The 23,772-nt window shown below is 58.5% G+C and carries 22 protein-coding genes; 11 read left to right on the top strand and 11 right to left on the bottom strand.

The genetic code is table 11. The features are described 5' to 3' along the window. Positions 1-4 precede the first annotated feature (4 nt). From xylA to xylF, 5 genes are all read right to left on the bottom strand, one after another. Positions 5-1,303: a xylose isomerase gene (gene xylA, locus HGT1_RS12815; protein WP_176250348.1), complete on the bottom strand. Its 1,299-nt coding sequence runs from the start codon at positions 1,301-1,303 to the stop codon at positions 5-7. 22 nt (positions 1,304-1,325) lie between these two features. Next, positions 1,326-2,759 carry a xylulokinase gene (xylB, locus tag HGT1_RS12820; RefSeq protein ID WP_176250349.1) on the bottom strand — a complete coding sequence of 478 codons (1,434 nt, stop codon included), beginning with the start codon at positions 2,757-2,759 and terminating at the stop codon, positions 1,326-1,328. A 22-nt stretch (positions 2,760-2,781) separates the two neighbouring features. Continuing rightward, positions 2,782-3,528 (bottom strand): ATP-binding cassette domain-containing protein, encoded by a 747-nt coding sequence (locus tag HGT1_RS12825; protein WP_176250350.1) that lies wholly within the window; start codon positions 3,526-3,528, stop codon positions 2,782-2,784. Continuing rightward, positions 3,525-4,838 (bottom strand): sugar ABC transporter permease, encoded by a 1,314-nt coding sequence (locus HGT1_RS12830; protein WP_176250351.1) that lies wholly within the window; start codon positions 4,836-4,838, stop codon positions 3,525-3,527. Before HGT1_RS12830 ends, HGT1_RS12825 begins: the two co-directional genes overlap by 4 nt. Positions 4,839-4,963: 125 nt before the next feature. After that, the gene (gene xylF, locus HGT1_RS12835; protein WP_176250352.1) at positions 4,964-5,986 is read right to left on the bottom strand and encodes a D-xylose ABC transporter substrate-binding protein; all 1,023 of its coding nucleotides are present in this window, start codon (positions 5,984-5,986) and stop codon (positions 4,964-4,966) included. A gap of 282 nt (positions 5,987-6,268) precedes the next feature. Between xylF and HGT1_RS12840 the strand changes: the two genes are divergently transcribed. Beyond that, positions 6,269-7,468, top strand: coding sequence for an ROK family protein (locus HGT1_RS12840; RefSeq protein WP_176250353.1), 1,200 nt, complete (start codon positions 6,269-6,271; stop codon positions 7,466-7,468). Continuing rightward, on the top strand, positions 7,465-8,979 hold the full coding sequence (locus HGT1_RS12845; RefSeq protein ID WP_176250354.1) for a CRTAC1 family protein: 1,515 nt from the start codon (positions 7,465-7,467) through the stop codon (positions 8,977-8,979). Before HGT1_RS12840 ends, HGT1_RS12845 begins: the two co-directional genes overlap by 4 nt. Here the strand turns inward: HGT1_RS12845 and HGT1_RS12850 are convergent. Then, on the bottom strand, positions 8,976-10,328 hold the full coding sequence (locus tag HGT1_RS12850; RefSeq protein ID WP_176250355.1) for a cytochrome-c peroxidase: 1,353 nt from the start codon (positions 10,326-10,328) through the stop codon (positions 8,976-8,978). The genes HGT1_RS12845 and HGT1_RS12850 overlap by 4 nt on opposite strands. A 28-nt stretch (positions 10,329-10,356) precedes the next feature. Beyond that, entirely contained in the window at positions 10,357-11,493 is a 1,137-nt protein-coding gene (locus tag HGT1_RS12855; RefSeq protein ID WP_176250356.1) for a pyridoxal phosphate-dependent aminotransferase, read from the bottom strand. A gap of 42 nt (positions 11,494-11,535) precedes the next feature. On the opposite strand from HGT1_RS12855, the gene HGT1_RS12860 reads away from it, so the two are divergent. Next, complete coding sequence (locus HGT1_RS12860) at positions 11,536-12,294, top strand: MBL fold metallo-hydrolase (RefSeq protein WP_176250357.1); 759 nt, start codon at positions 11,536-11,538, stop codon at positions 12,292-12,294. A 104-nt stretch (positions 12,295-12,398) separates the two neighbouring features. Then, a complete protein-coding gene (locus HGT1_RS12865) occupies positions 12,399-12,740 on the top strand; it encodes a DUF2853 family protein (protein WP_176250358.1) in 342 nt (113 codons plus the stop codon). 235 nt (positions 12,741-12,975) lie between these two features. Here the strand turns inward: HGT1_RS12865 and HGT1_RS12870 are convergent, their stop codons facing one another. Genes HGT1_RS12870 through tsaD form a run of 4 tightly spaced genes read right to left on the bottom strand, consistent with a single transcriptional unit; the run spans position 12,976 to position 15,704 of the window. Further along, entirely contained in the window at positions 12,976-13,395 is a 420-nt protein-coding gene (locus HGT1_RS12870; protein ID WP_176250359.1) for an EVE domain-containing protein, read from the bottom strand. Next, complete coding sequence (locus tag HGT1_RS12875; RefSeq protein WP_176250360.1) at positions 13,395-13,667, bottom strand: YciI family protein; 273 nt, start codon at positions 13,665-13,667, stop codon at positions 13,395-13,397. The genes HGT1_RS12870 and HGT1_RS12875 overlap by 1 nt, the downstream gene beginning before the upstream one ends. A gap of 1 nt (position 13,668) precedes the next feature. After that, positions 13,669-14,622: an NAD(P)H-dependent glycerol-3-phosphate dehydrogenase gene (locus HGT1_RS12880; protein WP_176250361.1), complete on the bottom strand. Its 954-nt coding sequence runs from the start codon at positions 14,620-14,622 to the stop codon at positions 13,669-13,671. Beyond that, on the bottom strand, positions 14,619-15,704 hold the full coding sequence (tsaD, locus tag HGT1_RS12885; protein WP_176250362.1) for a tRNA (adenosine(37)-N6)-threonylcarbamoyltransferase complex transferase subunit TsaD: 1,086 nt from the start codon (positions 15,702-15,704) through the stop codon (positions 14,619-14,621). Before tsaD ends, HGT1_RS12880 begins: the two co-directional genes overlap by 4 nt. Before the next feature lie 80 nt (positions 15,705-15,784). Between tsaD and HGT1_RS12890 the strand changes: the two genes are divergently transcribed. From HGT1_RS12890 to HGT1_RS12920, 7 genes are all read left to right on the top strand, one after another. Then, the gene (locus tag HGT1_RS12890) at positions 15,785-16,489 is read left to right on the top strand and encodes a uroporphyrinogen-III synthase (protein ID WP_255200195.1); all 705 of its coding nucleotides are present in this window, start codon (positions 15,785-15,787) and stop codon (positions 16,487-16,489) included. Positions 16,490-16,705: 216 nt separating this feature from the next. After that, entirely contained in the window at positions 16,706-17,896 is a 1,191-nt protein-coding gene (locus HGT1_RS12895; protein WP_255200196.1) for a COG4223 family protein, read from the top strand. A 10-nt stretch (positions 17,897-17,906) separates the two neighbouring features. Continuing rightward, on the top strand, positions 17,907-19,415 hold the full coding sequence (locus HGT1_RS12900) for a heme biosynthesis protein HemY (RefSeq protein WP_176250364.1): 1,509 nt from the start codon (positions 17,907-17,909) through the stop codon (positions 19,413-19,415). A 155-nt stretch (positions 19,416-19,570) separates the two neighbouring features. After that, entirely contained in the window at positions 19,571-21,817 is a 2,247-nt protein-coding gene (locus HGT1_RS12905) for a heavy metal translocating P-type ATPase (protein WP_176250365.1), read from the top strand. Positions 21,818-21,886: 69 nt separating this feature from the next. Beyond that, positions 21,887-22,591, top strand: coding sequence for a fumarylacetoacetate hydrolase family protein (locus HGT1_RS12910; RefSeq protein WP_176250366.1), 705 nt, complete (start codon positions 21,887-21,889; stop codon positions 22,589-22,591). Beyond that, positions 22,588-23,235, top strand: a complete 648-nt coding sequence (maiA, locus tag HGT1_RS12915) for a maleylacetoacetate isomerase (protein ID WP_176250367.1) — start codon at positions 22,588-22,590, stop codon at positions 23,233-23,235. The genes HGT1_RS12910 and maiA overlap by 4 nt, the downstream gene beginning before the upstream one ends. Positions 23,236-23,312: 77 nt before the next feature. Beyond that, positions 23,313-23,750 carry a cytochrome c family protein gene (locus HGT1_RS12920; RefSeq protein WP_176250368.1) on the top strand — a complete coding sequence of 146 codons (438 nt, stop codon included), beginning with the start codon at positions 23,313-23,315 and terminating at the stop codon, positions 23,748-23,750. Positions 23,751-23,772 lie beyond the last annotated feature (22 nt).

The raw sequence follows: 23,772 nt of genomic DNA on the forward strand, positions 1-23,772 counted from the left end.
AAGGTCAAAGATACCGGTTCACCAGATTTTCCAACGCCTCTTGGCGGCCCGAGGCTGGCTGCGGGTTCAGGTTGTCTGCTTTGACCTGTGCGTTGATAGCCTCGAGGTTGCTGTTCAACAGGTCCTGACCGCGCGCCGAACCCCAACCAGCATAGCGGGCATCGCGGGCGGCTTCCAGCTTGCCGTCTTCCAGCATCGCGGCTGCGGCTTTCAGACCACGGGCGCAGACATCCATCGCGCCGACATGGGCAAGGATCAGATCCTGTGCGTCCAGCGATTGACGGCGCAGCTTGGCGTCGAAATTGGTGCCGCCTGTGGTGAAACCGCCTGCCTTGAGTACTTCGTAATAGGCCAATGCGACTTCGGGCACCGAATTGGGGAACTGGTCGGTGTCCCAACCCGATTGGTAATCGTTGCGGTTCATGTCGATCGATCCGAAAATACCAAGCGCAGAGGCAAGCGCCAGCTCGTGTTCAAACGAATGCCCGGCCAAGATCGCGTGACCCTGTTCGATGTTTACCTTCACCTCGTTCTCAAGCCCGAAATCCTTGAGGAAACCGTAAACGGTGGCGACGTCGTAATCATATTGGTGTTTGGTGGGTTCCTGAGGTTTAGGCTCGATCAGGATGCCGCCCTTGAAACCGATCTTGCGTGCATATTCGACCGACATTTGAAGGAAACGGCCCGCCTGTTCACGTTCGCGTTTCATGTCGGTGTTCAGCAGGGTTTCATAGCCTTCGCGCCCGCCCCACAGCACATAGTTTTCACCACCCAGCTTGTGGGTGACGTCAATGCATTCTTTGACGGTCGCGGCACCATAGGCAAAGACATCAGGGTCCGGGTTGGTCGCCGCACCCGACATATAGCGGCGGTTCGAAAACAGGTTCGCGGTGCCCCACAGCAGCTTGGTGCCTGTCTGCTCCATCTTTTCGCCGAAATAATCGGTGATCTCGTGCAGGCGCGCAGTGCTTTCGGCGAATGTATCGCCTTCGGGCCGGACGTCGGCATCGTGAAAACAGAAATACGGCTGGCCAAGGATCTTGAACATGTCGAACGCGGTATCGGCCTTGACCTTGGCGTGATCCATCGTGTCGCCGAACCAGGGGCGCTCAAACGTCTGGCCGCCAAACGGGTCGCCGCCTTCCCAGGCAAAGCTGTGCCAATAGGCAACGGCAAAGCGCAGGTGTTCCGCCATCGTCTTGCCCATGACAATCTCATCAGGGTTATAGCTGCGATAGGCGAAATCATGGGTCGCATCGGGATCGTAGGTGATCGTCGGGATACCAGCGAAAAAGTCGGTCATGGGGAGGCTCCTTAAGTGTAGGTCAGCGCAGGGACTTGATTGCGCGATATGTCTCGGAATAGCGTTCGTGCGCGTCAGCAAAAGCTGGAACGAGCTTTTGATCAGGCTCTATCACGCGGGAAACGGGGGGCGGCACAGCAATTTCGGCACCTTCGCCAGTTGCGGCCATGCGGCCCAGACGCGCAGCGCCCAAGGCGGCACCAAAGTCACCAGCCGCAGGAAGCTGGATCGGCATATCCAGCGAAGTTGCAATCGCCTTGAGCCAGTAATCGGACTTTGACCCGCCGCCGACTGCCATCAGGCTGTCGATCTTGGTACCGGTCAGCGCCATCGCATCAAAGCTGTCGCGCAGGGCGTGGGTGACGCCCTCTAGGACGGCGCGGACCATTGCGGCGCGATCTGTCGCGTGACCCAAATGCAGGAATCCGGCGCGAATTTGCGCATCGTTGTGGGGCGTACGTTCGCCGCCCAGATAGGGCATGAATATCGTGCGGCTTGGGGCCTGTAGCTGCCCCAGATCACCGGTCAGCGTTTGGGCATCTTCGTTCAACACCCCCGCCAGCCAGTTCAGCGCATCTGTCGCAGACAGGATCACTCCCATCTGGTGCCACAGATCAGGCAAGGCATGGCAAAAGCTGTGCAAGGCGCTTTCGGGGGCTGCGGCATAGTTGGGCGTCGCGGCGAACAACACGCCAGAGGTGCCCAGCGACACAAACGCCTGCCCCGGTTTCACAACACCCATCCCGATGGCGGAGGCGGCATTATCCCCACCACCCCCCGCGACGGGAATGCCCGCAGGCAGGCCAAGTTTGGCGGCGATTGATCCGGTCAGGGTGCCAGAAACCTCGGAGCCTTCGACGAGACGGGGCATTTGCGCCCGTGACAGACCCGACAGCGCCAGCAGTTCATCCGACCAGTCGCGCGCGCCAGTGTCCAGCCAGCTGGTGCCAGCGGCGTCGGACATTTCTGACACGGCTTCGCCCGTAAGCCAGAACCGCAGGGCGTCTTTGGGCAGCAACACTTTGTCGATCTTGGCAAAGATATCTGCTTCGTGCCGCCGGACCCATTCAACCTTGGGCGCGGTAAAGCCGGGGAAAACGATGTTGCCCGTGACCTTGCGCCAGATCGGGTTGGCATCCATTTCAGCCGCTTCAACGGCAGCGCGGGTATCGTTCCACAGCATACAGGGGCGCAACGCCGCGCCGTTTGCATCAATCAACGTCGCGCCATGCATGTGACCGCTTAGCCCAATGCCCTGAACAGCGCTAAGATCGACGCCAAGACCGCGCACGGCAGCTGCGCAGGCGGTGAACCAATCAACGGCGGTTTGCTCGCTCCACCCGTCATGGGCGCGCGATACCTGCAAAGGCGCACTGGATTCGGCGATGATGTTTTCATCACCGTCCACCAGCAGCGCTTTCAGGCCCGAAGTACCTAAATCAAGACCTAAAAACATGTGTTTCCCCGTGTGTTAGAGCCTAAGCAGCGTCGCGCGCTTTACCCATGATGATCATGCTGAGGATGTCATCCTCGGTCACGTCACCGACTTTTTCAGTGCCGATCAGCGTGCCGTTTTTCATTACCGATACGCGGTCGCACAGATCCAGCATTTCGCGTGTGTCGTGGCTGATCAGGAAGATGCCCAGACCTTGGGCCTTCAGCTCCTTGATCAAATCGGCGACCATCTTGCTTTCGTGCACGCCCAAAGCGGCAGTGGGCTCATCCATGATCAGGATTTTCGCGTTGAAATACACCGCGCGCGCAATCGCCACCGACTGCCGCTGGCCACCCGAAAGCGCCGAAACAGGTTCGCTGATCTTTTTAAAGTTTGGGTTGAGCCGCGCCATGATCTTGCGCGTCTCTGCCTCCATCTTGGCGTCGTCGACCAGACCGAAACGGGTGGTCAATTCGCGCCCCAGAAACAGGTTGCTGGGCGCATCAAGGTTATCGGCCAGCGCAAGCGTTTGGTAAATCGTTTCGATGTTGTGACGCCGCGCATCACGGGGCGACTGGATGTTGACCTTTTTGCCCTCGATCCAGATTTCGCCTTCGTCCATCTGATAGGCACCGGCCAAAATCTTGATCAGCGTCGATTTGCCCGCGCCATTGTGGCCCAGCAGGCCGACAACTTCGCCCGGATATAGATCAAGCGACACGTTATCGACGGCACGCACGCCCCCGAAGGACAACGAGATATTCTTAAGCTCTACTAAAGGTGTCATCATTTCCCTCCTGTGCGGCGGCGATAGACAATGTCGATCCAAACGGCGAGGACAAGAACAGCCCCCACAACGATGTTTTGCAGTGGCGCGTCGACGCCCACCATGGCCATGCCCGATTGCAGCGATTGCATGATCAGCGCCCCAAGGATTGCGCCGTGAATGGTGCCGATCCCGCCCGCAAGGGCCGTGCCGCCAATCACCGCAGCAGCGATGACGCGCAGTTCATCCAGCGTGCCGATGTCGTTGGAATGGTTGGTCAGACGGGCCGATGCGACAACCGCAGACAGCGCGACCAAGGCACCCATCAGCGCAAAGATCTTGACCGTCAGCAGCCGTGTGTTGATGCCGGACAGCTCTGCCGCGTCAGGGTTGCCGCCTGTCGCAAAGATATAGCGTCCCAGCCGCGTGCGTTTCGCAATCACGGTCATGCCAATGGCAATCGCGATCAGCAGCAGCACGGAATAGGGAATGCCATAGGCGGCTGTATAACCCTCTGGCATCGCCTCGCCATTTGCTTTGAATTCACGGATCAGTCGCGCGGTGGGCACCTCATAGGCGTTCAGGATGGCGACAAAGCCAAGGATGCCGACAGTGATGATCAACCCGACAATCGCTTCTGCCCAGACGGGTTTGACCGGAAAACCATGCCCGATCTTGTTGCGACGCGACGCCGACAGGGCCCAAAGCGCAAGGACGACGGCGATCACGCCAACGACCCAGGACCATGTTTCGCCCAAGGTGCCATTGATGCCGCCAAAATTGCGGAATGTTTCATCCAGCGGCCCGATGGTTTGACCGTCGGTCATGTACCACGCCACGTTGCGCCAGATCAGCAAGCCGCCCAGCGTCACGATAAAGGCGGGGATCGTCAGATAACCGACAAGCCACCCCTGAAACGCGCCGATCACGGTGCCTACGATCAATCCCGCCAGAATAGAGATCCAAGGGATCAGCGGGTGACCAAGGCCAAGCCCCAGCATCTTGGGCAAAATGTCGGTTTGGGTAATCGCCATCGCGGCCGAACAGGTTGCCAGCATGGCCCCCACGGACAGGTCGATGTGGCGAGTGACGATCACAAACACCATGCCAGTGGCCATAATGGCGACGCTGACGGTCTGGATGGTCAGGTTGAAAATGTTGCGCGGCGTCAAAAACCGGCCGTCTGTCAGCACGTTGAACACCAGACACACCAGAACAAAGGCACCGATCATGCCCAACAGGCGTGTGTCGATCTCAAGCTGGGTCAGGAAAGAACGTTTAGAGGCTGTCGGTGACCGATGTGAATCTGTCCCGGGTGTCGATGTATCTGTCATGTGATTGGCTTCCGGATTGGGTCGCGGTTTCTTTCAGCGGTCAGGGCATTGGTTCGAAAAACAGCCCGCGCATAAAAGGAATAAGGGGGTGCATCCCGACCGGGGCCGGGATGCAATTGTTTTGATTACTCGCAGGCTGCGACGTCTGTAACACCTTGGCAAAGCGCCTCTTTGGTGATCCAGCCGGCGTCCAGAACGGCGTTCAGGTTGTCGATGGTAACCGGCACAGGTGCCAGAAACTTGGCCGACAATGTTGTGCCGCCGGGCGATGTCCATTCCTGTGCGCCATCAACGGCACCCATTTCTGCACCACCAGCAAGGGCAACTGCGATTTCAGCAGCGTTCTTACCCAGATCGCGGGCGTCTTTCCAAACGCTGACGGTCTGTGTGCCCATTGCAACGCGGTTCAACGCAGCGTGGTCGCCATCTTGGCCGGACACAGGTGTGCCTTCCATGCCTTGTGCTGTCAGGGCTGCAACCGCACCGCCAGCTGTACCGTCGTTGGATGCAACAACCGCATCAACCTTGTTGTCTTGCGCTGTCAGGATCTGCTCCATGTTGCGCTGTGCGTTGGCAGGCAACCAGCCGTCTGTGTACGCTTCGGCAACGATGGTGATGTCGCCCGCGTCGATTGCAGCTTGCAGCACTTCTTGCTGGCCGCCACGCAGGAAATCGGCGTTTGGATCGGTGGGCGAGCCCTTGATCATGACGTAGTTGCCTTTTGGCATGGCTTCCAGAACGGCGCGGGCCTGCATACGGCCAACTTCGACGTTGTCGAATGTCAGGTAAAACGCACGAGGATCTTCGATCAGGCGGTCATAGCCAACAACCGGAATACCTTCATCAGCCGCGGCTGTGATGGCCGGGCCAATCGCTTGGCTGTCTTGTGCCAGAATGATCAAGGCATCAACGCCTTGGGCGATCAGGCTTTCAACATCGGACAATTGCTTGGCTGAAGACGACTGCGCATCGGCGCTGACGTATTTCGCACCGGCAGCTTCCAAAGCAGCTTTGATCGCGGCTTCGTCAGTCTTCCAGCGTTCTTCCTGAAAATTGGACCAGCTCACGCCGACAGTGATGTCTTGTGCTGCTGCGGCATGGGTGAATCCGGCAGTGGCGACAGCCGCTGCCATAAAGAGTTTACGCATTTCTTTCCTCCCAGATGAAATGATTCCGATGTCCCAGATGGCATCGATTTTTTCTCCGTGTCCTGAGGTTGCGCGTTTTAATTCAGTTGTCAAAATAAATTTTCAAAAAAACGATAAATAATTTGACAGATGTCCGCAAAAGGCGGCTTATTTCGACTGATCCGGGGAGAAGTATTTGGATCACTGGATCTGATGGGGGAATAAAGTTTGGCTAGCGAACTAATTCGGCAGGGCAGATTGGAAGGCAGCGAAGCAGCGCCTTTTGGCTGCGGGCCGCGACTTATGCTGTCGCAAGAAGATACCCGCCCGCTGCGTCAGCAGGTGTTCGAACAGGTGCGTGCGGCAGGGCACATGCCCCGCATGGACGTGGCGCGCACCCTTGATATCAGCCCCGGTTCGGTCACAACGATCACATCCGACCTGATCACGCGCGGCCTGCTGCAAGAGGTCGAGGACAGCCAGCGCGGCACCAGCCGTGGCCGTCCGCCAATCGCCTTGCGTGTGGCCCCGTGCAGCCGGTTTGTGGTCGGGATGAAGCTTTCAGACGAACGCCATACCGCTATCCTGCTGGATCTGGCGGGCACGGTCATCGCCGAGGCGCAGTTGACCAGTGGTGCATTACGCCAAAGCACAGCCGAAGTTTTAGCCGAGGTTTCGACCCTAATTAAGAAGCTTTTGCAGAAAGCCGGGCAAGAGCATGATTCCATCAGTGCTGTCGGGATCGGCCTGCCGGGGATCGTGGATGCAGGTACCGGAGTTGTAAAATGGTCGCCGGTGATGACCGACACCGACATTCCGCTGCGCGAATTGCTGATGGAGCAGTTGGACCTGCCCGTATCGCTGGACAATGACACCAACCTGCTGACGCTTGCCGAATTGTGGTTCGGTGCGGGGCGGGGGACGTCGAATTTCGTTGTTGTTACCATTGAACGCGGCGTTGGCATGGGGCTGGTGTTGAACAACCGGCTGTTCCGCGGCGCGTTGGGCCCGGGGATGGAGCTGGGCCACACCAAGGTGCAGCTGGATGGGGCGCTGTGCCGCTGTGGCCAGCGCGGGTGTCTTGAGGCTTATGTCGCTGATTACGCCCTTGTCCGCGAGGCTGGCACCGCGCTGGACCGCGATCCCAGATCCAACAGTTCTGCGGTGACCATGATCGAGACATTGTACGAGGAAGCAAATGCCGGAAACGAGGCCGCATTGGCCATTTTCCGGCGGGCAGGGCGGTTCCTGAGTGTGGGTTTGGCGAATATCGTCCAGCTGTTTGATCCCGAGCGGATCATCCTGAGCGGCGAGCGGATGCGCTATGACTATTTGACCACCGACGATATGTTAGCCGAGATGAACAGCATGATTCTCCCTGCCGGACGGACGCCAACCCCCGTCGATATTCACGCCTGGGGCGGCTCAGTCTGGGCCAAGGGTGCTGCGGCGCTTGCCTTGTCCGAAGTGACAGATGCGCTGCTGGGGGAAAACGCCGCATGATCTGCCGGCTGTCTATTGTCTGCGTCCTGGCAGCCGGATCATTGCAGGCCGAACCTGTGTTCAGCGATATCACCACCGCGTTGCCCGACCATATGTACACCGGCGGCTGGGAACATTTTGTCGGCGGTGGCGTGTCGGCCTTTGACTGTTCGGCCGATGGTTTGCCCGATCTTGTGGCAGCGGGCGGCACGTCACCGATGATCTTGCTTAGAAACGTCTCTAACGCAGGGGCTATCGCGTTTGATCCGGTCTCTGTATCGGGCGAGCTGACCGGCGTAACGGGGGTCTATCCGGTTGATATTGATGGCGACGGGGTTCTGGATCTGTATGTGATGCGTGTCGGGCCAGACCGTGTGTTGCGCGGCGGGCCTGATTGCGGTTTCACGGATGTTACCGAAAGCTGGGCCATTCCGCAGACCGATCAATGGACAACCGCCTTTACCGCCTGGTGGGACGAAGGCGCGCAGTTTCCCACCTTGGCTGTCGGTCACTATGTTGACCGCGCCAACCCTGACGGCCCGTTTGGCACATGTGATACGCAAACCATCCTGTCCCCAGCCGCCACCGATACGCTAACCTATGCCGCCGAAACGCTTGCGCCCGGATATTGCACCTTGTCGATGCTGGCGGCCCAAGATGCGCGTGGTGTAATGTCGCTGCGCATTTCGAATGATCGGCATTACTATGTTTCCGGCGGGTCGGAACAGGTGTGGGATATCAAGGAGCGCCGCTTTCTGGGTCCTGATGACGGTTTTGCGACCGTGTCACTTTGGGGTATGGGAATTGCCAGCCGTGATCTGACGGGGGACGGTCGGGACGAGCTGATGTTGACGTCGATGGGGGATCAACTGATGCAGATCGCCCAACCGGATGGCACCTATATAAACGCGCCCTACGATATCGGCACCTTTGCGCATAACCCCTATATCAAGGGCGATGGGCGGCCATCGACCGGCTGGCACGCGACGTTTGGTGACGTGAATAACGATGCGCTGCCTGATTTGTTTATCGCAAAGGGCAATGTCGACCAGATGCCCGGGATGGCAATGCGTGACCCCAACAACCTGTTGATCCAAGGCGCAGATGGCCGGTTTGCCGAAGCAGGCGAAACGGCTGGTCTTGCCGATGTGGCGCGGTCCCGTGGGGCGGGTTTGGCCGATTTTGATGGCGACGGTTTGTTGGATTTGGTGGTGGTGAACCGGCGCGCACCGATGCGACTGTATCATAACGTCAGCACAGATTCGGGCAACGCCATCGCGGTGCGGCTTGACGGGGCTGGTGGCAACCGCTTTGCTATAGGCGCGCGGGTCATGATCAACGCGGGCGGATCAGGGCAAAGCCAGCAGGTCACTGTTGGCGGGGGTCATGCGGGCGGCGTGGCCTTGCCGCTGCATTTCGGGATCGGGCGCGCGGAAACGGCCCAGATCACCGTACGCTGGCCCGATGGTACAACAAGCGCGCCCATCACCGCCAAGGCAGGCGAAACAGCCGTGATTGTTCAAGCGGATTAATTCGGGGCACCGCCCACGGGCAAACCGCTGGGCACGTCACGCGGGATGCCAAGCCGGCCATTCAACGCCGTTTCATCATCCAGTGTGCGCAAAAACGAGACTAACATGGCGATATCTGTTGAACTCAGCCCGACAGGCGCGCGGATCAGCGCGGCCTGAAGGATGTTGTCGCGGGCGGTCGGGTCATCCATTTCACGCCAGTCATCGGTGGCAAGCGGGGGCAAGCGCACCGCGCGTCGTTCGTCGGTATCATCAGCATAGGTTTTTGCGGCGGATGCCGGATCAAGGTGATCGTAAAGAAACCTTTCGATCCGGCTGTGGGCACCGGCATGGCCCCACGGCCCGGTCTGCATCACGTTGCGCAAGGACGGTGTGCGAAAGGCAAAAGCATCACCTGGATCGCCGGTAACTCCTTGGCGGCCCAAATCATGGGCATGGGTCTCGAAGGCCGCTGCCTTGCCGGGGCCAAGCTGCGGTGCACCCATCGCGTGAAATTTATGGTCGGTCTGGAACGGGCCGGAATGGCAGGTGCTGCATCCCGCATCGCCATAAAACAGGTCCAGCCCCTTGGCCGCATCCAAGGGGTAATCCGTCTTGGGATCACGCAGGTAAGCATCGAAAATAGATGTATCCGACCGCCATTCATGGGCAATAAACACTGCTATCGCGTTGGAAATATCGGTAAAGGCAATCTGGTCAGGACTGTCGATATGGTCATAAACGGCTTGGAACCGCTGGGCATAGCCGGGCAGCGCCGCAACCCTGCGCGCCAGAATATCCCAAGCGCCACCTTCACCTGTGATCAGCCCCTGTCGCACGGCCTTGGCCACATCGTTTTCGCGCCCTTGCCCCGCCATTTCATCCGGGCTGAGAACCGGAAACATGGTTTGCGCCGACAAAAGCGAGGCAAAGCCCTCCAGCATGTCGTCGTCCAGCGGGGTGCGAAACCCCGAGGTCATGGCCGCGTCAACTTCGATCCGGCCATCATGGAACAGAACGGTGAATTCCGATGCACCAAGGTTGAACAAAGCGGGCGAATTGCGGGGAATCCGGTGCTCTGGCATGTTGTCAGGATCACCGCGCCGCTCAAGCCCCAGACCAACGCCGCCTTCGCCCAAGCCCAGCGATACCCCGTCACTGGTGGCGAAATCCGGGTGGTGGCAGGTTGCACAGGCGATGTTCTTATTGCCTGAGAGAACCGGATCATAGAACAGCAATTGCCCCAATATCGCTTCGTCCATGTTCACAGGATCAAACGCTGATGCCGGTACAGGTTCAGGCAAGGGGTCGGCCAAAGCGGCAACCGCGCTGAAGGCAAACAGAACAGGGGATGAACGACGTAAAATCATGGGGACAACATTGCGCAATTTTTCCGTCTCAACAAGGCTGGTGATCCCAATTTTGCAGGGCCTTGGCAACACGTTCCAAGCCGTCTTGCAGATTGACCGCAGCACCGCCGCCGACACCCAGTCTGATGTGGTTCGGCTGGTCATAGGCGCTGCCCGGCAGCAGGAACGTGCGATACGGGTCCGCCAAAAGGGTGCGGGCAAATAGATCGCTGTCAATACCATCAGGTAGACGTGCCAGCCCGATCAGCCCCGCACGCGGCGATATCCAAGAAAGCCCGTCCTGCGCCTCCACCCAAGCGTTCATCTGGGCAAGGTTTGCGCGGCCTTCTGCTCTGGCCTTGTGCATGGCTGCGCCAAAGCGGTCGGGCCGCAGGGCAATTTCGGCAATGACTTCGCCCATGATGTTCATGATCTCGGATGAATTTTCACGTAAAATAACCGCGTCCATGATCATCTGGGGATCGGGGCAAATCATCCAGCCCGTGCGCAACCCCTGAAGTCCCAACGCCTTTGAAACAGAGCCGGTGGTTATCCCACGCTGATACATACCGGCGACAGACGGTGCGCGGGGGCCATCCCATTCTAGCCCGGCGTACACTTCGTCGATCAGCAACCACGCCCCGACCGGATCGGCGATGCGCACCAGTTCGGCAATTTCGTCAGAAGACAGCAGATCGCCTGTGGGATTGTTCGGATTGGTGAGAAAGATCATCTTGGTCCGGTCGTTTACCACATCGGCAATCTGGTCGATGGGCAGTCGCCAGCCGTCCGCCTCGCGCCGTTCGATCCGCGTGATTCTGGCCCCGATCGCCTTGGCCAGCACCTCGGCTTGCGGCCAGCCGGGTGTTTCGATCACGATCTCGTCGCCGGGTTGAAGCGTTTGCATGATTGCGAGGTAATTCGCCTCGGCTGCCCCGGCGGTAATCAGGACATCGGCGGGGGTGCAAATGCCCGTCAGTCCCGCTTGGGCCAAGACATGATCGCGCAGTTCCGGCAGGCCGCGAAAGTCGCGGTTGTTCCAATCCAGCGATTGTTCGGGGTTCAGGTCGGCCAGATAATCCCCCAGCTTGGGTGACCCTGACAGCGAAAAGCCGACAATCGCCTCGGGGGCGGCATCGGTGGTTTCCAGCAGATACTGGAACAGGGTGTGTATCTTGACTTTCATGACGCGCCTTGGGCTAACATGCCCGCGATAGGGGCCGGATATATGAATATGCAAGTTTCGTTGAAAGGCAAACCGATCCGTCTGGCGGTGCTGGATTACGGGTTGTTCCGCGTGCATTCAGGGCCCCGTGATGTCGGGATCTGTGGGTACGTCATCCAGACGGACGCAGGTGAAACCGTCTTGATAGACACTGGTTTTCCGCAAAAATATGCGAAGGATGCAGATGCAGCCACGGCTCAGGACAGCTTGGGTGGCTTTGGTCAGGTTTTGTCAGTGACCGCCGACAACATGCCCGGGCCGCAATTGGCCAAACTGGGCTTGTCCAAAGGTGATGTGACGCTGATGATCCAAAGCCATACGCATATCGATCATGTGGGCGATATGGGCGGCTATCCCCAAGCACCAATTCTGATCGCCGCAGCCGAGCGCGCGTTGCCACGGCCACTTTATTGGTCCGGCAAACAGGCGATGGAGTGGCCGGATGCCGATTACGCACTGGTCACGCAGGATTTCGCGCTGGGGGATGGGTTTGACGTGCTGCTGTGCCCCGGACATGCGCCGGGTCAGTTGGCGTTTATGCTGCGGCTTCCACAAACCGGCTGGGTGTTGCTGACGTCAGACGCGATCAGCCGCGCGTCCGAGATTGACGAGAAATTCGCGGGATCATGGGATGTTGATCTTGCCATCCATCATGGTGATCGGTTGATGCAGATGGCGGCCGAGCGGGATGCCCTTATCATCTTTGGCCACAGCCCCGAAGACTGGCCCACATTAAAAAAGGCACCGCATTGGTTTCCGTGACTTTGCGTCAACGTCACAAAAAACCTTTTGCGACTGAAAATTTCTGACTAGGCTTCGCTCCAAGGCCGTAATCATCGGTCAAATACAACTGTGGGAGATATCAAATGGGAAAAAGAGACGAATGGATCGCGAAATACGCGGATGATCTGACAAATAAATGCGGCATGACGCCGGATATGGCTTTGCTGACCAAAGTTACAATTGGCTGCGGACCGTCGATCTACAACGCGGATGCGCAAACAGTGGCCGGATCGCAAGCAAGCGAACTTGAGCTGGTTAAGAATAACTTTCTTATCAAAAAGCTGGGCATGGCAGACGGCCCCGAGCTGATGGAAGCGATCAATAAAGTGATCGAAGTATACGGCAAATCAGAGCGCAACAAATACCGCGCGGTGATTTATTATATGCTGACCAAGCATTTCGGCAAAGAATCCGTCTACGGTTAAGCCCGGACAGATTACGAAACCAAGACCAAGTCATAGGCGCCCGGTTGGTTAATCGGGCGTTTATGTATTGTAAGGCCTTTTAAACATTAGATTCTTGCGCCGACGCAGTTGCGGCTGTATCCAAACCAAGTCGGCCAGGATGGCCAGAACAAATTTCGATACACACGAGGTGGCCTTTCGGGGGACGTGTGGGGTGAGAAAGGGTTCTGGCGGGGTGCCGGAACCCTTTTACAAATCACGCTTCCGTATCGCCCATCGCGCAAATCTGCTGCCACTGCTGATCCGTAACAGGCTGCACTGACAAACGCGGGCTTGTGACCAATGGCATATCGTCAAACCTGCCATCTGATTTGATCTGATCCAGCGTAACGGGCTTTTTGAACGGTCGCACGGCTTTGATATCGACGCATTCCCAACGCTCATCGTCGGTTGAACTGTCCTGATGCGCCTCGGCGCACACCTCTACGATGCCTACAATCGCGCGTTCGCCTTGGGAATGGTAAAAAAATCCACGATCCCCCAACGCCATCTCGCGCATGAAATTCCGCGCCTGATAGTTGCGTACGCCGTCCCATTCTTCGCCCTCGGCACCTTTGGCGACCTGGTCATCCCAGCCCCAGGTCGATGGTTCGGATTTGAATAGCCAAAACGCCATCAGCCGATGACCCTGTTCCAAGCGATTAATTGCACATCCGCGAACAGACCGGCCTTGGCATAGGGGTCATTGTCGGCCCAGCTTTGCGCGGCAGCCATATCTGCCACATCCAAGATCACGAGTGATCCACACATTTGGCCGTCAGCATCCAGCAAAGGGCCGGCCTGCGCAACGCATCCGGTCGATTTCAGATAGTCGACATGGGCGGGACGGTTTTCCTGACGCACGGGCAGTGCACCGGGTTTGTCGTGGGCGAATAGGGCAACAAACATGTTATTCTTCCTTTAGCGGACGGTTCAAAAGCGCTTTCATGGCGCTGGGCACATCTAATCTATTCTCGACCAACCCTGCAACGGCTGCGGTGATCGGCAGGTCAAGACCGCGTTCACGGGCAAGCGTATCAACGGCGCGCGCGGTGGCAGCCCCTTCGACGGTTGTTGTGCTGTCAAAGGGCTGCTTTTCGCCAAAGGCCAGCCCCAGCCGGTAATTCCGCGATTGGGTCGATGTGCAGGTCAGCACAAGGTCACCAAACCCCGATAGCCCTACCAAGGTATCCGGCTTGGCGTTCAGGTGTTCGGCCAGCCGTTGCATTTCGGCAAAGCCCCGCGTCATCACAGCGGCACGCGCGCTTTCCCCCAAACCGGCACCGATCGCGGCACCACAGGCGATGGCGACCACGTTTTTCAATGCGCCCCCCAGTTCGGCACCGATTGTGTCAGTGGTCCGGTAAAGCCGCAGGTTATTGGTGGTCAAAGCGGTCTGGAGCATTTTACCCACATTCGCATCCGCACAGGCGAGGGTCAGTGCCGTGGGCAGGCCGCGCGCGATATCAGCGCCAAAGCTGGGGCCTGTCAGAATGGAAGGCACCGCATCGGGCAGCGTTTCGCGGATCACTGCGATCGGCCCCAGCCCGGTTTCCAGTTCGATCCCCTTGCAGCACGCGACGATGTTCTTGCCGTTCAAATAGCCGGCGTTCTGGGTCAGAAATCCGCGCAGTTTTTGCATGGGGACCGTCACCAGCAGGATATCGGCCTTGGTCGCGTCCTCGATCATATCGGTCACAAACAGCGGGTCGGGAAAGGGGCAGCCCGGCAGCCGTTTGGCATTTTCACGCACCAGCGCCATGTCACCACTGTCACGCGCCCAAAGCGAAACAGGCCCTTTATGCGCCAGTGAAATCGCCAGCGCGGTCCCAAAGGCACCGGCACCAAGAACTGCAATGCTCATGCTTTTGCTCCCTTTTTTCCGCTGCCCAACATTGACGGTTGGTTGGTGTCCAGCGGCCATCTTGGCCGTGCGGATAACGTCAGATCATCCGGCCCGCGCAGGCTGCTTTGCTCTGCTGCGGCAAAGGCGATCATGGCGGCGTTATCTGTGCACAAGGCCAGCGGGGGCGCGACAAATAGGGCACCATATTCGTCCGAAACAGTCTCTAACCCAGCGCGAATGGCCAGATTCGCCGCAACCCCGCCTGCAACACACAAGGCAGGCTCGGCAGGGTCGTGATCCATATAGGCCTTCATCGCGCGTCGCGTCTTTTCCGCCAGTACATCAACGACAGCGGCTTGAAATCCGGCGGCAAGGTCGGCTTGATCCTGAACGGTAAGCCCGCCTTTTTCGGCAATAACCTTGTCACGGGCCCGCAGAACAGCCGTTTTCAAACCGGAAAACGACATATCGCAATCGGGACGGTCCAGCAGGGGCCGGGGCAGCGCAAAGCGTTTGGCATCGCCGGTCAAAGCGGCCTGTTCGATGGCAGGCCCGCCCGGTTGCGGCAGTGATATCAGCCGCGCAACCTTGTCAAATGCCTCGCCCGGGGCATCGTCAATCGTGCCGCCAAGCCGTTGAAACCGGTCCGGCCCGTGCACCAGCAGAAACTGGCAGTGGCCGCCCGATACCAAAAGCATCAGGAAAGGATAGGCGACATGATCGGTCAGGCGCGGCGTCAGGGCGTGACCCGCCAGATGGTTCACCCCGTAAAGCGGCTTGCCCGTTGCGGCCGATAACCCCTTGGCACACATGACCCCTGACAGCACACCGCCGATCAGACCGGGGCCAGCCGTCACGGCGATCGCATCAACATCACCCAGTGTTAGAGCCGCTTTTTTCAGGGCTTCTTCTACGCAAAGGTCCAGCTTTTCGGCGTGCGCGCGGGCGGCGATTTCAGGAACGACACCACCAAAAGCGGCGTGAAGATCCGTTTGGCCCACGACAACCGACGACAAAACAACCCCGTTTTCACCGGGTGTATGACGTACTATTGCGGCAGCGGTATCGTCGCAGCTGCTTTCCAATCCAAGAACAATCATGGCCGTTTCCGTTGCAAGGGTGTTCCGGGCCAAGTAACACCTTGGGACAGACGGAACAATCCTTGGGGTGCCTTGGCCGAATGACATTGCCTGTGCTGATCATGACCCGCCCTGCGCTTGCGTCCCAGCGGTTTGTTGACGCGATCAAGCCTGAGGTGCTGGCAAAGCTGGCGCTGATTACCAGCCCCTTGCTGAAAATTATGCCGACAGATGCGGTCGTGGACCTGACGCGTTATCGAGGGGTGATTTTCACTTCGGCAAACGGGGTCGATCATGCGGGGAACGGTGATGGTTTTCCGGCCTATTGCGTCGGTGCCCGCACGGCCGAGGCCGCAAGGCAGCGCGGCTGGAATGCCAGCGTTTTGGGTCAAAATGCAAATGAATTGATTGAAAACCTGATCAAAGCCCCGCCCCCGGCCCCTTTGCTGCATATCGGCGGCGTCCACCAGCGCGGGGATATCGCTGCGCGATTGACAGCTGCGGGGGTGCAAACGGATGTTGTTGCCGTGTACGATCAACAGCTTTTGCCGCTCTCGATGGCTGCACAAACCGCGCTTGCCGCTGGAATCCCCTGTATCGTGCCGCTGTTCTCGCCCAGAACGGCGACGCAGTTCGTTGCTGACTGCGCAAACTTACACAAAGCCGTGGTGATTGCGCTAAGCGATGCTGTGGCAAAGCCGCTTGCGCAGTCCGACATCGGTAAACTTGTGGTTGCCGACTGCCCTAACGCCGCATCCATGCATATTGCGCTTGAAACTGCCGTAGATTGGGCCACGTTACCTTGAAGACCAACCTGATTGCCGTCTAAGGTTGAGGATATTGCCTGACAAACAGTCAGAATCGGAAAGGTTTCAAGCGTGGCGAAAGCGAAAACTCCAACCACTGGCGGCGACAAGCCCACGGAAAATACGGCCTCGCGTGCGTCCTCTGCCGCGGCCAAGCCGAAACCCGTGCGTAAAACGCCAGCCAGAACAACGAAACCCGCTGAGAAGGCTGATCAAGTGAAAAAGCCGACCCAGCCTGCACCCGCGACGCCGGCACCCACTGCCGCCGCGAAGGCACCCAAAGATCCAACGACATCTTCGACGCCGGATGTGCCCAAGATGGACAGCGCAAAGCCTGCTATCGCACCCGAAACCTCAGCCAAGGCCGAAACCGTCGATAAACCGGTTGAGAAAAAGGCCGAACCTGCAAAGCCGGCAACCGAGCCTGTGAAAACAGCCAGCACCGCATCTGTGTCGTCCCCGCCTGCTGCGCCCAAGGTAGAACCCGAAAAATCCAGAAGCGTGTTTTTTCCGATGGTTCTGGGGGGGATCGTTGCCGGTGCCATCGGGTTTGCCGCAGCAGAGCTGAACGTTTTGGGGCTGCGTTCTGAGGATGCAGCACCAGCCACATTTACGCAGGACCTTGCCGCACAAGAGGCGCGGATCGCCAAGCTTGAGCAAGCAAGCGCAGCGCCTGCTGCTGCCCCCGCAGATATGTCCGGAATTGAAGCCGCGATCGCGGATTTGTCCGCCCGTGTAGACGAGATTGCCAGCCGTCCAGCCCCAAGCGCGGGTGATGGCCCACAAATCGACACATCAGGGTTCGAGGCCGAACTGGCCGGGCTCAAGTCTTCGGTTGAAACCCAACGTGACGAAATCGCGAAGCTTTTGGAGAACGCGCTGAGCGTGGAGGAAGCAACAGAAAAAGCCGCGAAGGCCGCAGCAGCACAATCGGCCCTTGCCCGGATCGTTGCGGCGATCAGCACCGGCCAGCCGTTTGCGGATGAACTTGCCGAATTGCAGGCCAACGGTATCAACGATCTGCCCACCGTTCTGGCAGAAGCCGCCGAAACGGGCGTTGTGACCAGTGCGAATTTGCAAGACCGTTTCCCCGATGCCGCGCGGGCATCCTTGGCGGTTGCGCGTGCAGAAGAGCCTGCGGGTGCCACTGGCGGCTTGGGCAATTTCTTGAAAAACCAGCTTGGGGCGCGATCTGTTATCCCGCGCGAAGGCAATGACCCCGACGCAATCTTGTCGCGTGCCGAAGCGGCGATGCGCGAAGGGCAACTGGCACAAGCATTGACCGAAATCGACGCCCTGCCCGACAGCGCCAAAGCGCCATTGGCCGACTGGATCGCGGATGCGCAAGCCCGTCAGGCAGCGCAAGATGCCGTAGACACCCTGACGCAACGCCTGACGGCAAATTAAGGAAACTGATATGCTTTGGTCATTGATTAAGATCGTTGTGTTTGTTGCGGCCATTGCCGCCTTGGCATGGGGTGCCGGTTTCCTGCTGGAAAGCTCGGGCGGATTGCAGGTGACTGTCATGGGGACCGAATTCAACTTTGGCCCACTGCAATCTGTTATCGCAATTATTCTGTTGGTTATCGGGGTTTGGGTGTTGCTCAAGGTGATCGCGCTTTTGGTGGCGACCTGGCACTTCCTGAATGGCGATGAGACCGCGTTGTCGCGCTATTTTGATCGCAACCGCGAAAGAAAAGGTTACGAGGCCCTGTCCGAAGGGTTGATGGCGCTGGCCAGTGGCGAGGGCCGGTTGGCGTTGGCCAAGGCCGCCAAAGCGGACAAATATCTGGAAAAGCCTGAACTGACCAATCTGCTGATTGCCCAAGCCGCCGAAATGGCCGGCGACCGCCGTTTGGCCGAAGAATCCTATCGCAAGATGGTGGAAAATACATCGACCCGTTTTGTGGGCATACGCGGCATCATGAAGCAAAAACTGGCCGATGGTGACACGGACACAGCGCTGATGCTGGCAAAGAAAGCCTTTGCGTTGAAGCCAAAGCACGAAGAAACCGGCGATGTTTTGCTAAAGCTTCAGGCTGAAAAAGAAGACTGGAAGGGTGCACGCGAAACGCTGAACACCAAGTTGAAAAATGGCCAGTTGCCGCGCGATGTTCACAAACGCCGCGATGCCGTTCTGGCCTTGTCCGAAGCAAAAGACATCATCAGCGACGGCAGCAGCATCGAAGCGCGCGAAGCGGCGATCGAAGCGAACCGTTTGTCGCCTGACCTGATCCCGGCGGCCGTGATGGCGGCGCATGGTTTTATCGATCAAGGCAAACCCAAATACGCCGCCCGTCTGCTGAAAAAGGCATGGAGCGTTCAACCGCACCCCGATCTGGCCGCAGCCTTTGCCGCAATTGCACCAAACGAGAGCCCGAGCGAACGGTTGAAACGGTTCACGGCGCTGACCAAAGCGCAGCCGGATCATGCTGAAACCAAGATGTTGCTTGCTGAACTGAACATCGCCAACGAAGATTTCCCGCAAGCGCGGCGGTCTTTGGGTGATCTGGTTGAAACCGATCCGACAGCGCGGTCCGTCACTTTGATGGCTGCGATTGAGCGGGGAGAGGGCGCGTCTGATACTGTCGTCAAAGGCTGGCTTGCCCGCGCGCTGACCGTATCGCGTGGCCCGCAGTGGATTTGTGACAACTGCCAGCATATCCACGCTGCATGGGCACCGACCTGCGAAAACTGCCACAGCTTTGATACGCTGGCGTGGAAAACACCGCCCATGTCCGAAGTCGCGATGCCGGGCGGGTTGCAAATGCTGCCGCTGATCGTAGGCGCAATCGAAGATAATTCAGGTGCGGATGCGCAAGCACCCGTTGCAACGCGGGCTGATATTGAGGACGCCGAATTGATCGACGACCCTGTTGATGCCGAGCAAGATAAGAAACAGCCGGATACCCCTGCGGAAAAGTAACCGCCGGACTGCACAAATCGTCAGACCGATGCCAGCGTACCCCGTTGGCGTCGGTCTTTGTTTTTGTGACGCAGGCGCTTTGATCAGCGCCCCCTGTTCAATGCATCCCCCGAAGGCCTATATAGTGGGTAACCCTTTCGGTTAGGATGTTTGAAATGGCGCGGGACGAAATACAAACACTGTCGGTAAGCGGTATGACCTGCGGAGGCTGTGCCGCGCGGGTCGACAAGGCCTTGCGGGCCGTGCCCGGTGTGACCGAGGTCAGTGTGAACCTTGCGGACGACACGGCGATGGTAACCCATGCCAAGGGCGCGGTAACGATCCAAACCCTTGCCAAAGCATCGACAGATGCGGGCTATCCCGCCGTGGCCGCGACCAAAACCACAACGCAAGACCACGCCATCCACAAACGCGAAGAGGCAGAGGAAGTCGGGCGCGCCTTCTATGTTGCTGCGGCGCTGGCGTTGCCGGTAGTTATCCTGGCGATGGGGGCTCATATGGTCCCTGGGATGCACAGGTTGATCGCTGGCACAATCGGCCATCAGGGCAGTTGGCTGATCCAGTTTGTCCTTACCACGGTTCTGATCCTTGGTCCCGGCCGCAGGTTCTATTCATTGGGCATACCGGCCTTTCTGCGCGGCGCACCTGACATGAACAGTCTGGTTGCCTTGGGCACGGGGGCTGCGTTTTCTTATTCGACCGTCGCGCTGTTTTTGCCGCAACTTTTGCCGGCCACCGCCCGCGAGGTCTATTTCGAAGCCGCCGCCGCAATCATCGCGCTGATCTTGCTGGGCCGCTGGCTCGAGGCGCGCGCAAAGGGCCGGACAGGTGCCGCGATCCAAAAGCTGATGGGGCTGCAACCCAATACGGCGCGGGTCAAACGCGGGGCAGATTGGGTTGATGTGGATATTTCGACCCTGAAAGTCGGCGATGAGATATTGATCCGTCCGGGTGAACGCTTGCCGACTGATGCTACGATCCTGAGCGGCGATTCCGGCATCGACGAAAGCATGATCACCGGCGAACCGATGCCGCAACGCAAAACGGCTGGGGATCCTGTGACCGGTGGTACCGTAAATGGTACAGGCAGTCTGACATGCCGCGTGACGTCGGTTGGGGATGATACGACGCTGGCGCAGATCATTCGTATGGTTCAGCAAGCCCAAGGCGCGCGGTTGCCGATCCAGGGGTTGGTTGACAGGGTTACGCTTTGGTTTGTGCCTGCCGTTCTGGGGATCGCGCTGCTGACGGTCGCCATCTGGGCATTTTTCGGGCCTTCGCCGGTGTTGTCCCATGCGCTTGTTGCGGGGGTGTCGGTGCTGATTATCGCCTGCCCCTGTGCAATGGGTCTGGCCACACCGACATCCATTATGGTGGGCACTGGCCGTGCGGCTGAAATGGGCGTGTTGTTCCGCAAGGGCGACGCGCTGCAAGCCTTAAGTGGCGTTGATATCGTGGCGTTTGATAAAACGGGTACCCTGACCCAGGGCCACCCGGCGCTGACCGCCCTGATCCCTGCGCAAGGCCGGTCGCGCGACAGCCTGTTGGCGCAGGTTGCGGCAGTGGAAATTCTGTCGGAACACCCGATCGCAAGCGCGATTACCGCCGCCGCAAAACACATGACACTGCCCGAAGCCACAGGGTTTCAGGCGATTAATGGCCAAGGGGTCACCGCATCAGTAAATGGTCAGGACATTCACATCGGGAATGCGCGGCTGATGGAGGAGCTGAATGTTGATACATCATCCTTCGTGACCGAATTCGACACCCGCGCAGCACAGGGTGAAACCGTGTTTTATGTCTCTGTTGCGGGGAAAATTGCAGGTTTGGTCGCAATTTCCGATCCGATCAAACCCGATAGCAAAGCCACGATTGCAGCGCTTCACCAACGCGGCATTCAGGTCGCGATGATTACCGGCGATGACCCCAAAACAGCCCATAGCGTGGCAGCGACCCTTGGCATTGACCACGTCGTTGCGGGCGTTCTGCCTGATGGTAAAATCGATGCGCTGGACAAGCTGCGCGGATCGGACAAAAAGATCGCCTTTGTCGGGGATGGCATCAATGACGCCCCTGCCTTGGCCCATGCGGATGTCGGGATCGCCATTGGCACCGGCACCGATGTCGCGATTGAATCCGCCGATGTGGTGTTGATGTCCGGCAGTCTGACCGGCGTAAACAGCGCCATTGCCGTGTCCCATGAAACCTTGCGCAATATCCGCCAGAACCTGTTCTGGGCGTTCGGCTATAACGTGGCGTTGATCCCCGTTGCCGCAGGTGTGCTGTATCCGGTGTTCGGGATTTTGCTGTCACCGATCCTTGCCGCGTCGGCCATGGCGTTTTCGTCGGTGTTTGTGCTGACCAACGCTCTGCGGTTGCGGCGCATAAATGTAAAGGTTTGATCCTTAACGGATGACGCCGGAAAAATTGGGCGCTATCCCAGACATGTAATCTTCAGAAAGGGCACGTACATGACGTCTGAAACCTATGCATTTGAGCCGCCAAAACAGGCAAGTCTTGCGATCAAAGGATCAGACGCACGGTTTCCCGTACGCCGTATCTTTTGCGTTGGCCGGAATTACGAGGCCCATGCGATCGAAATGGGCAAAGACCCGACGCGCGAGGCCCCCTTCTTTTTCACGAAACCCGCTGACGCGGCGATTGATACGCCTTGCACCATCCCCTATCCGCCACTGACCGAAAACCTGCATTACGAGATCGAATTGATCATCGCGATTGGCAAGGGCGGCGCTGATATCGCCGAGGAAGACGTGATGGATCACGTCTGGGGGGCATCGGTCGGCATCGACCTGACCCGCCGTGATTTGCAGAACGAGGCCAAAACGATGGGCCGCCCGTGGGATTGGGGTAAAGCGTTTGATTATTCGGCCCCCATCGCGCCGATTGTCCCGATTGCCGATGTGCCTTCTGTTGAAAACGGGCGCATCTGGCTGGCCGTGAACGGCGAGACGAAACAAGACGCCGATCTGGCCGATCTGATCTGGTCTGTGCGTGAACATGTGGCGACCCTGTCGCGCGCGATGACGTTGGCCCCCGGTGATATCATCATGACCGGCACACCGGCCGGTGTTGGTGCAATCATAGCGGGCGATGTTGTCACAGGCGGCGTTGAGGGCATTGGCACGCTCGAGGTCACCATAGGCCCACGAGCATGACGGGTTTTGCGCTGCATAACTATTTCCGCAGCTCTACCTCGGTACGGGTGCGGGCGGCGCTGAACCTCAAGGGGTTGGCATACGACTATATCCCGCTGTCTTTGCTCAAGGGCGAACAGGCCAGCCCCGAACATCTGGCGCTGAACCCCTCGGGCCTCGTCCCCACTTTGGTCACACCGCAGGGTGCATTGCCGCAATCGCTCGCTATTCTCGAGTGGCTGGACGAGTCGCATCCGGAGCCACCGCTGCTGCCTTCCGACCCTTGGGGCCGTGCACGGGTGCGAAGCCTTGCGCATATTGTCGCATTGGACATCCATCCGGTGAACAATCTGCGCATCCTCAAGCATCTTGAGACAGAGTTTGGGGTGGATGCCCAGGGCAAGGCCGCGTGGTTCCGCAAATGGGCAAGTGCGGGCCTTGAGGCATTGGAAAAGCGGTTGGCATCCGAACCGGAAACAGGCGATTTTTGTCATGAAAACAAGGTGGGTCTTGCCGATCTCTGCCTCTATGCGCAAGTGCTCAACAACGTGCGGTTCGAGGTGGATATGACACCCTTCCCGACGATCCGGCGGATCCACGAGAACTGCATGGCGATCCCCGCTTTGGTGCAGGCATCACCGCCCAACCAGCCCGATGCCGGCTGAAACCTGCCCATTGGTCGATATTGACTAGTGCCGTTGCGCGCTATCTTACTCCACAAGCTTTAAACGGGAGACGACACATGAAACTGATCTATACAGCACTTTTGGCAACCGCCTTTGCAGCCCCTGCATTCGCAGGCGACGTAGCCGATGGCGAAAAGAACTTTGGCAAGTGCAAGGCCTGTCACGCGATCGTCGATGATGCAGGCGAAGTGATCCAGAAGGGTGGCAAAACCGGCCCGAACCTGTTCAATATCGTTGGGCGTCAGGCCGGCTCGGTTGATGGCATTAAATATAGCGATGCACTGGTTGCGGCTGGCGCAGCGGGCCTGATCTGGGACGAAGCCACTTTGGCCGCCTATATGACGAACCCGACCGATTTTCTGCGTGAAACATTGGACGACGCCAAGGTGCGGTCGAACATGTCGTTCAAACTGCGCAAGGGTGGCGAAGACGTGGCTGCATATCTGGCCAGCGTTTCCCCCGCCGCGGGCGAAGCAGAGCCTAAAAGCGAATAAACGACCTTGAACGGATAACCAA

Origin of the sequence: Sulfitobacter sp. HGT1 (genome assembly GCF_013282155.1) — a bacterium.
Classification (GTDB): Bacteria; Pseudomonadota; Alphaproteobacteria; order Rhodobacterales; family Rhodobacteraceae; genus Sulfitobacter.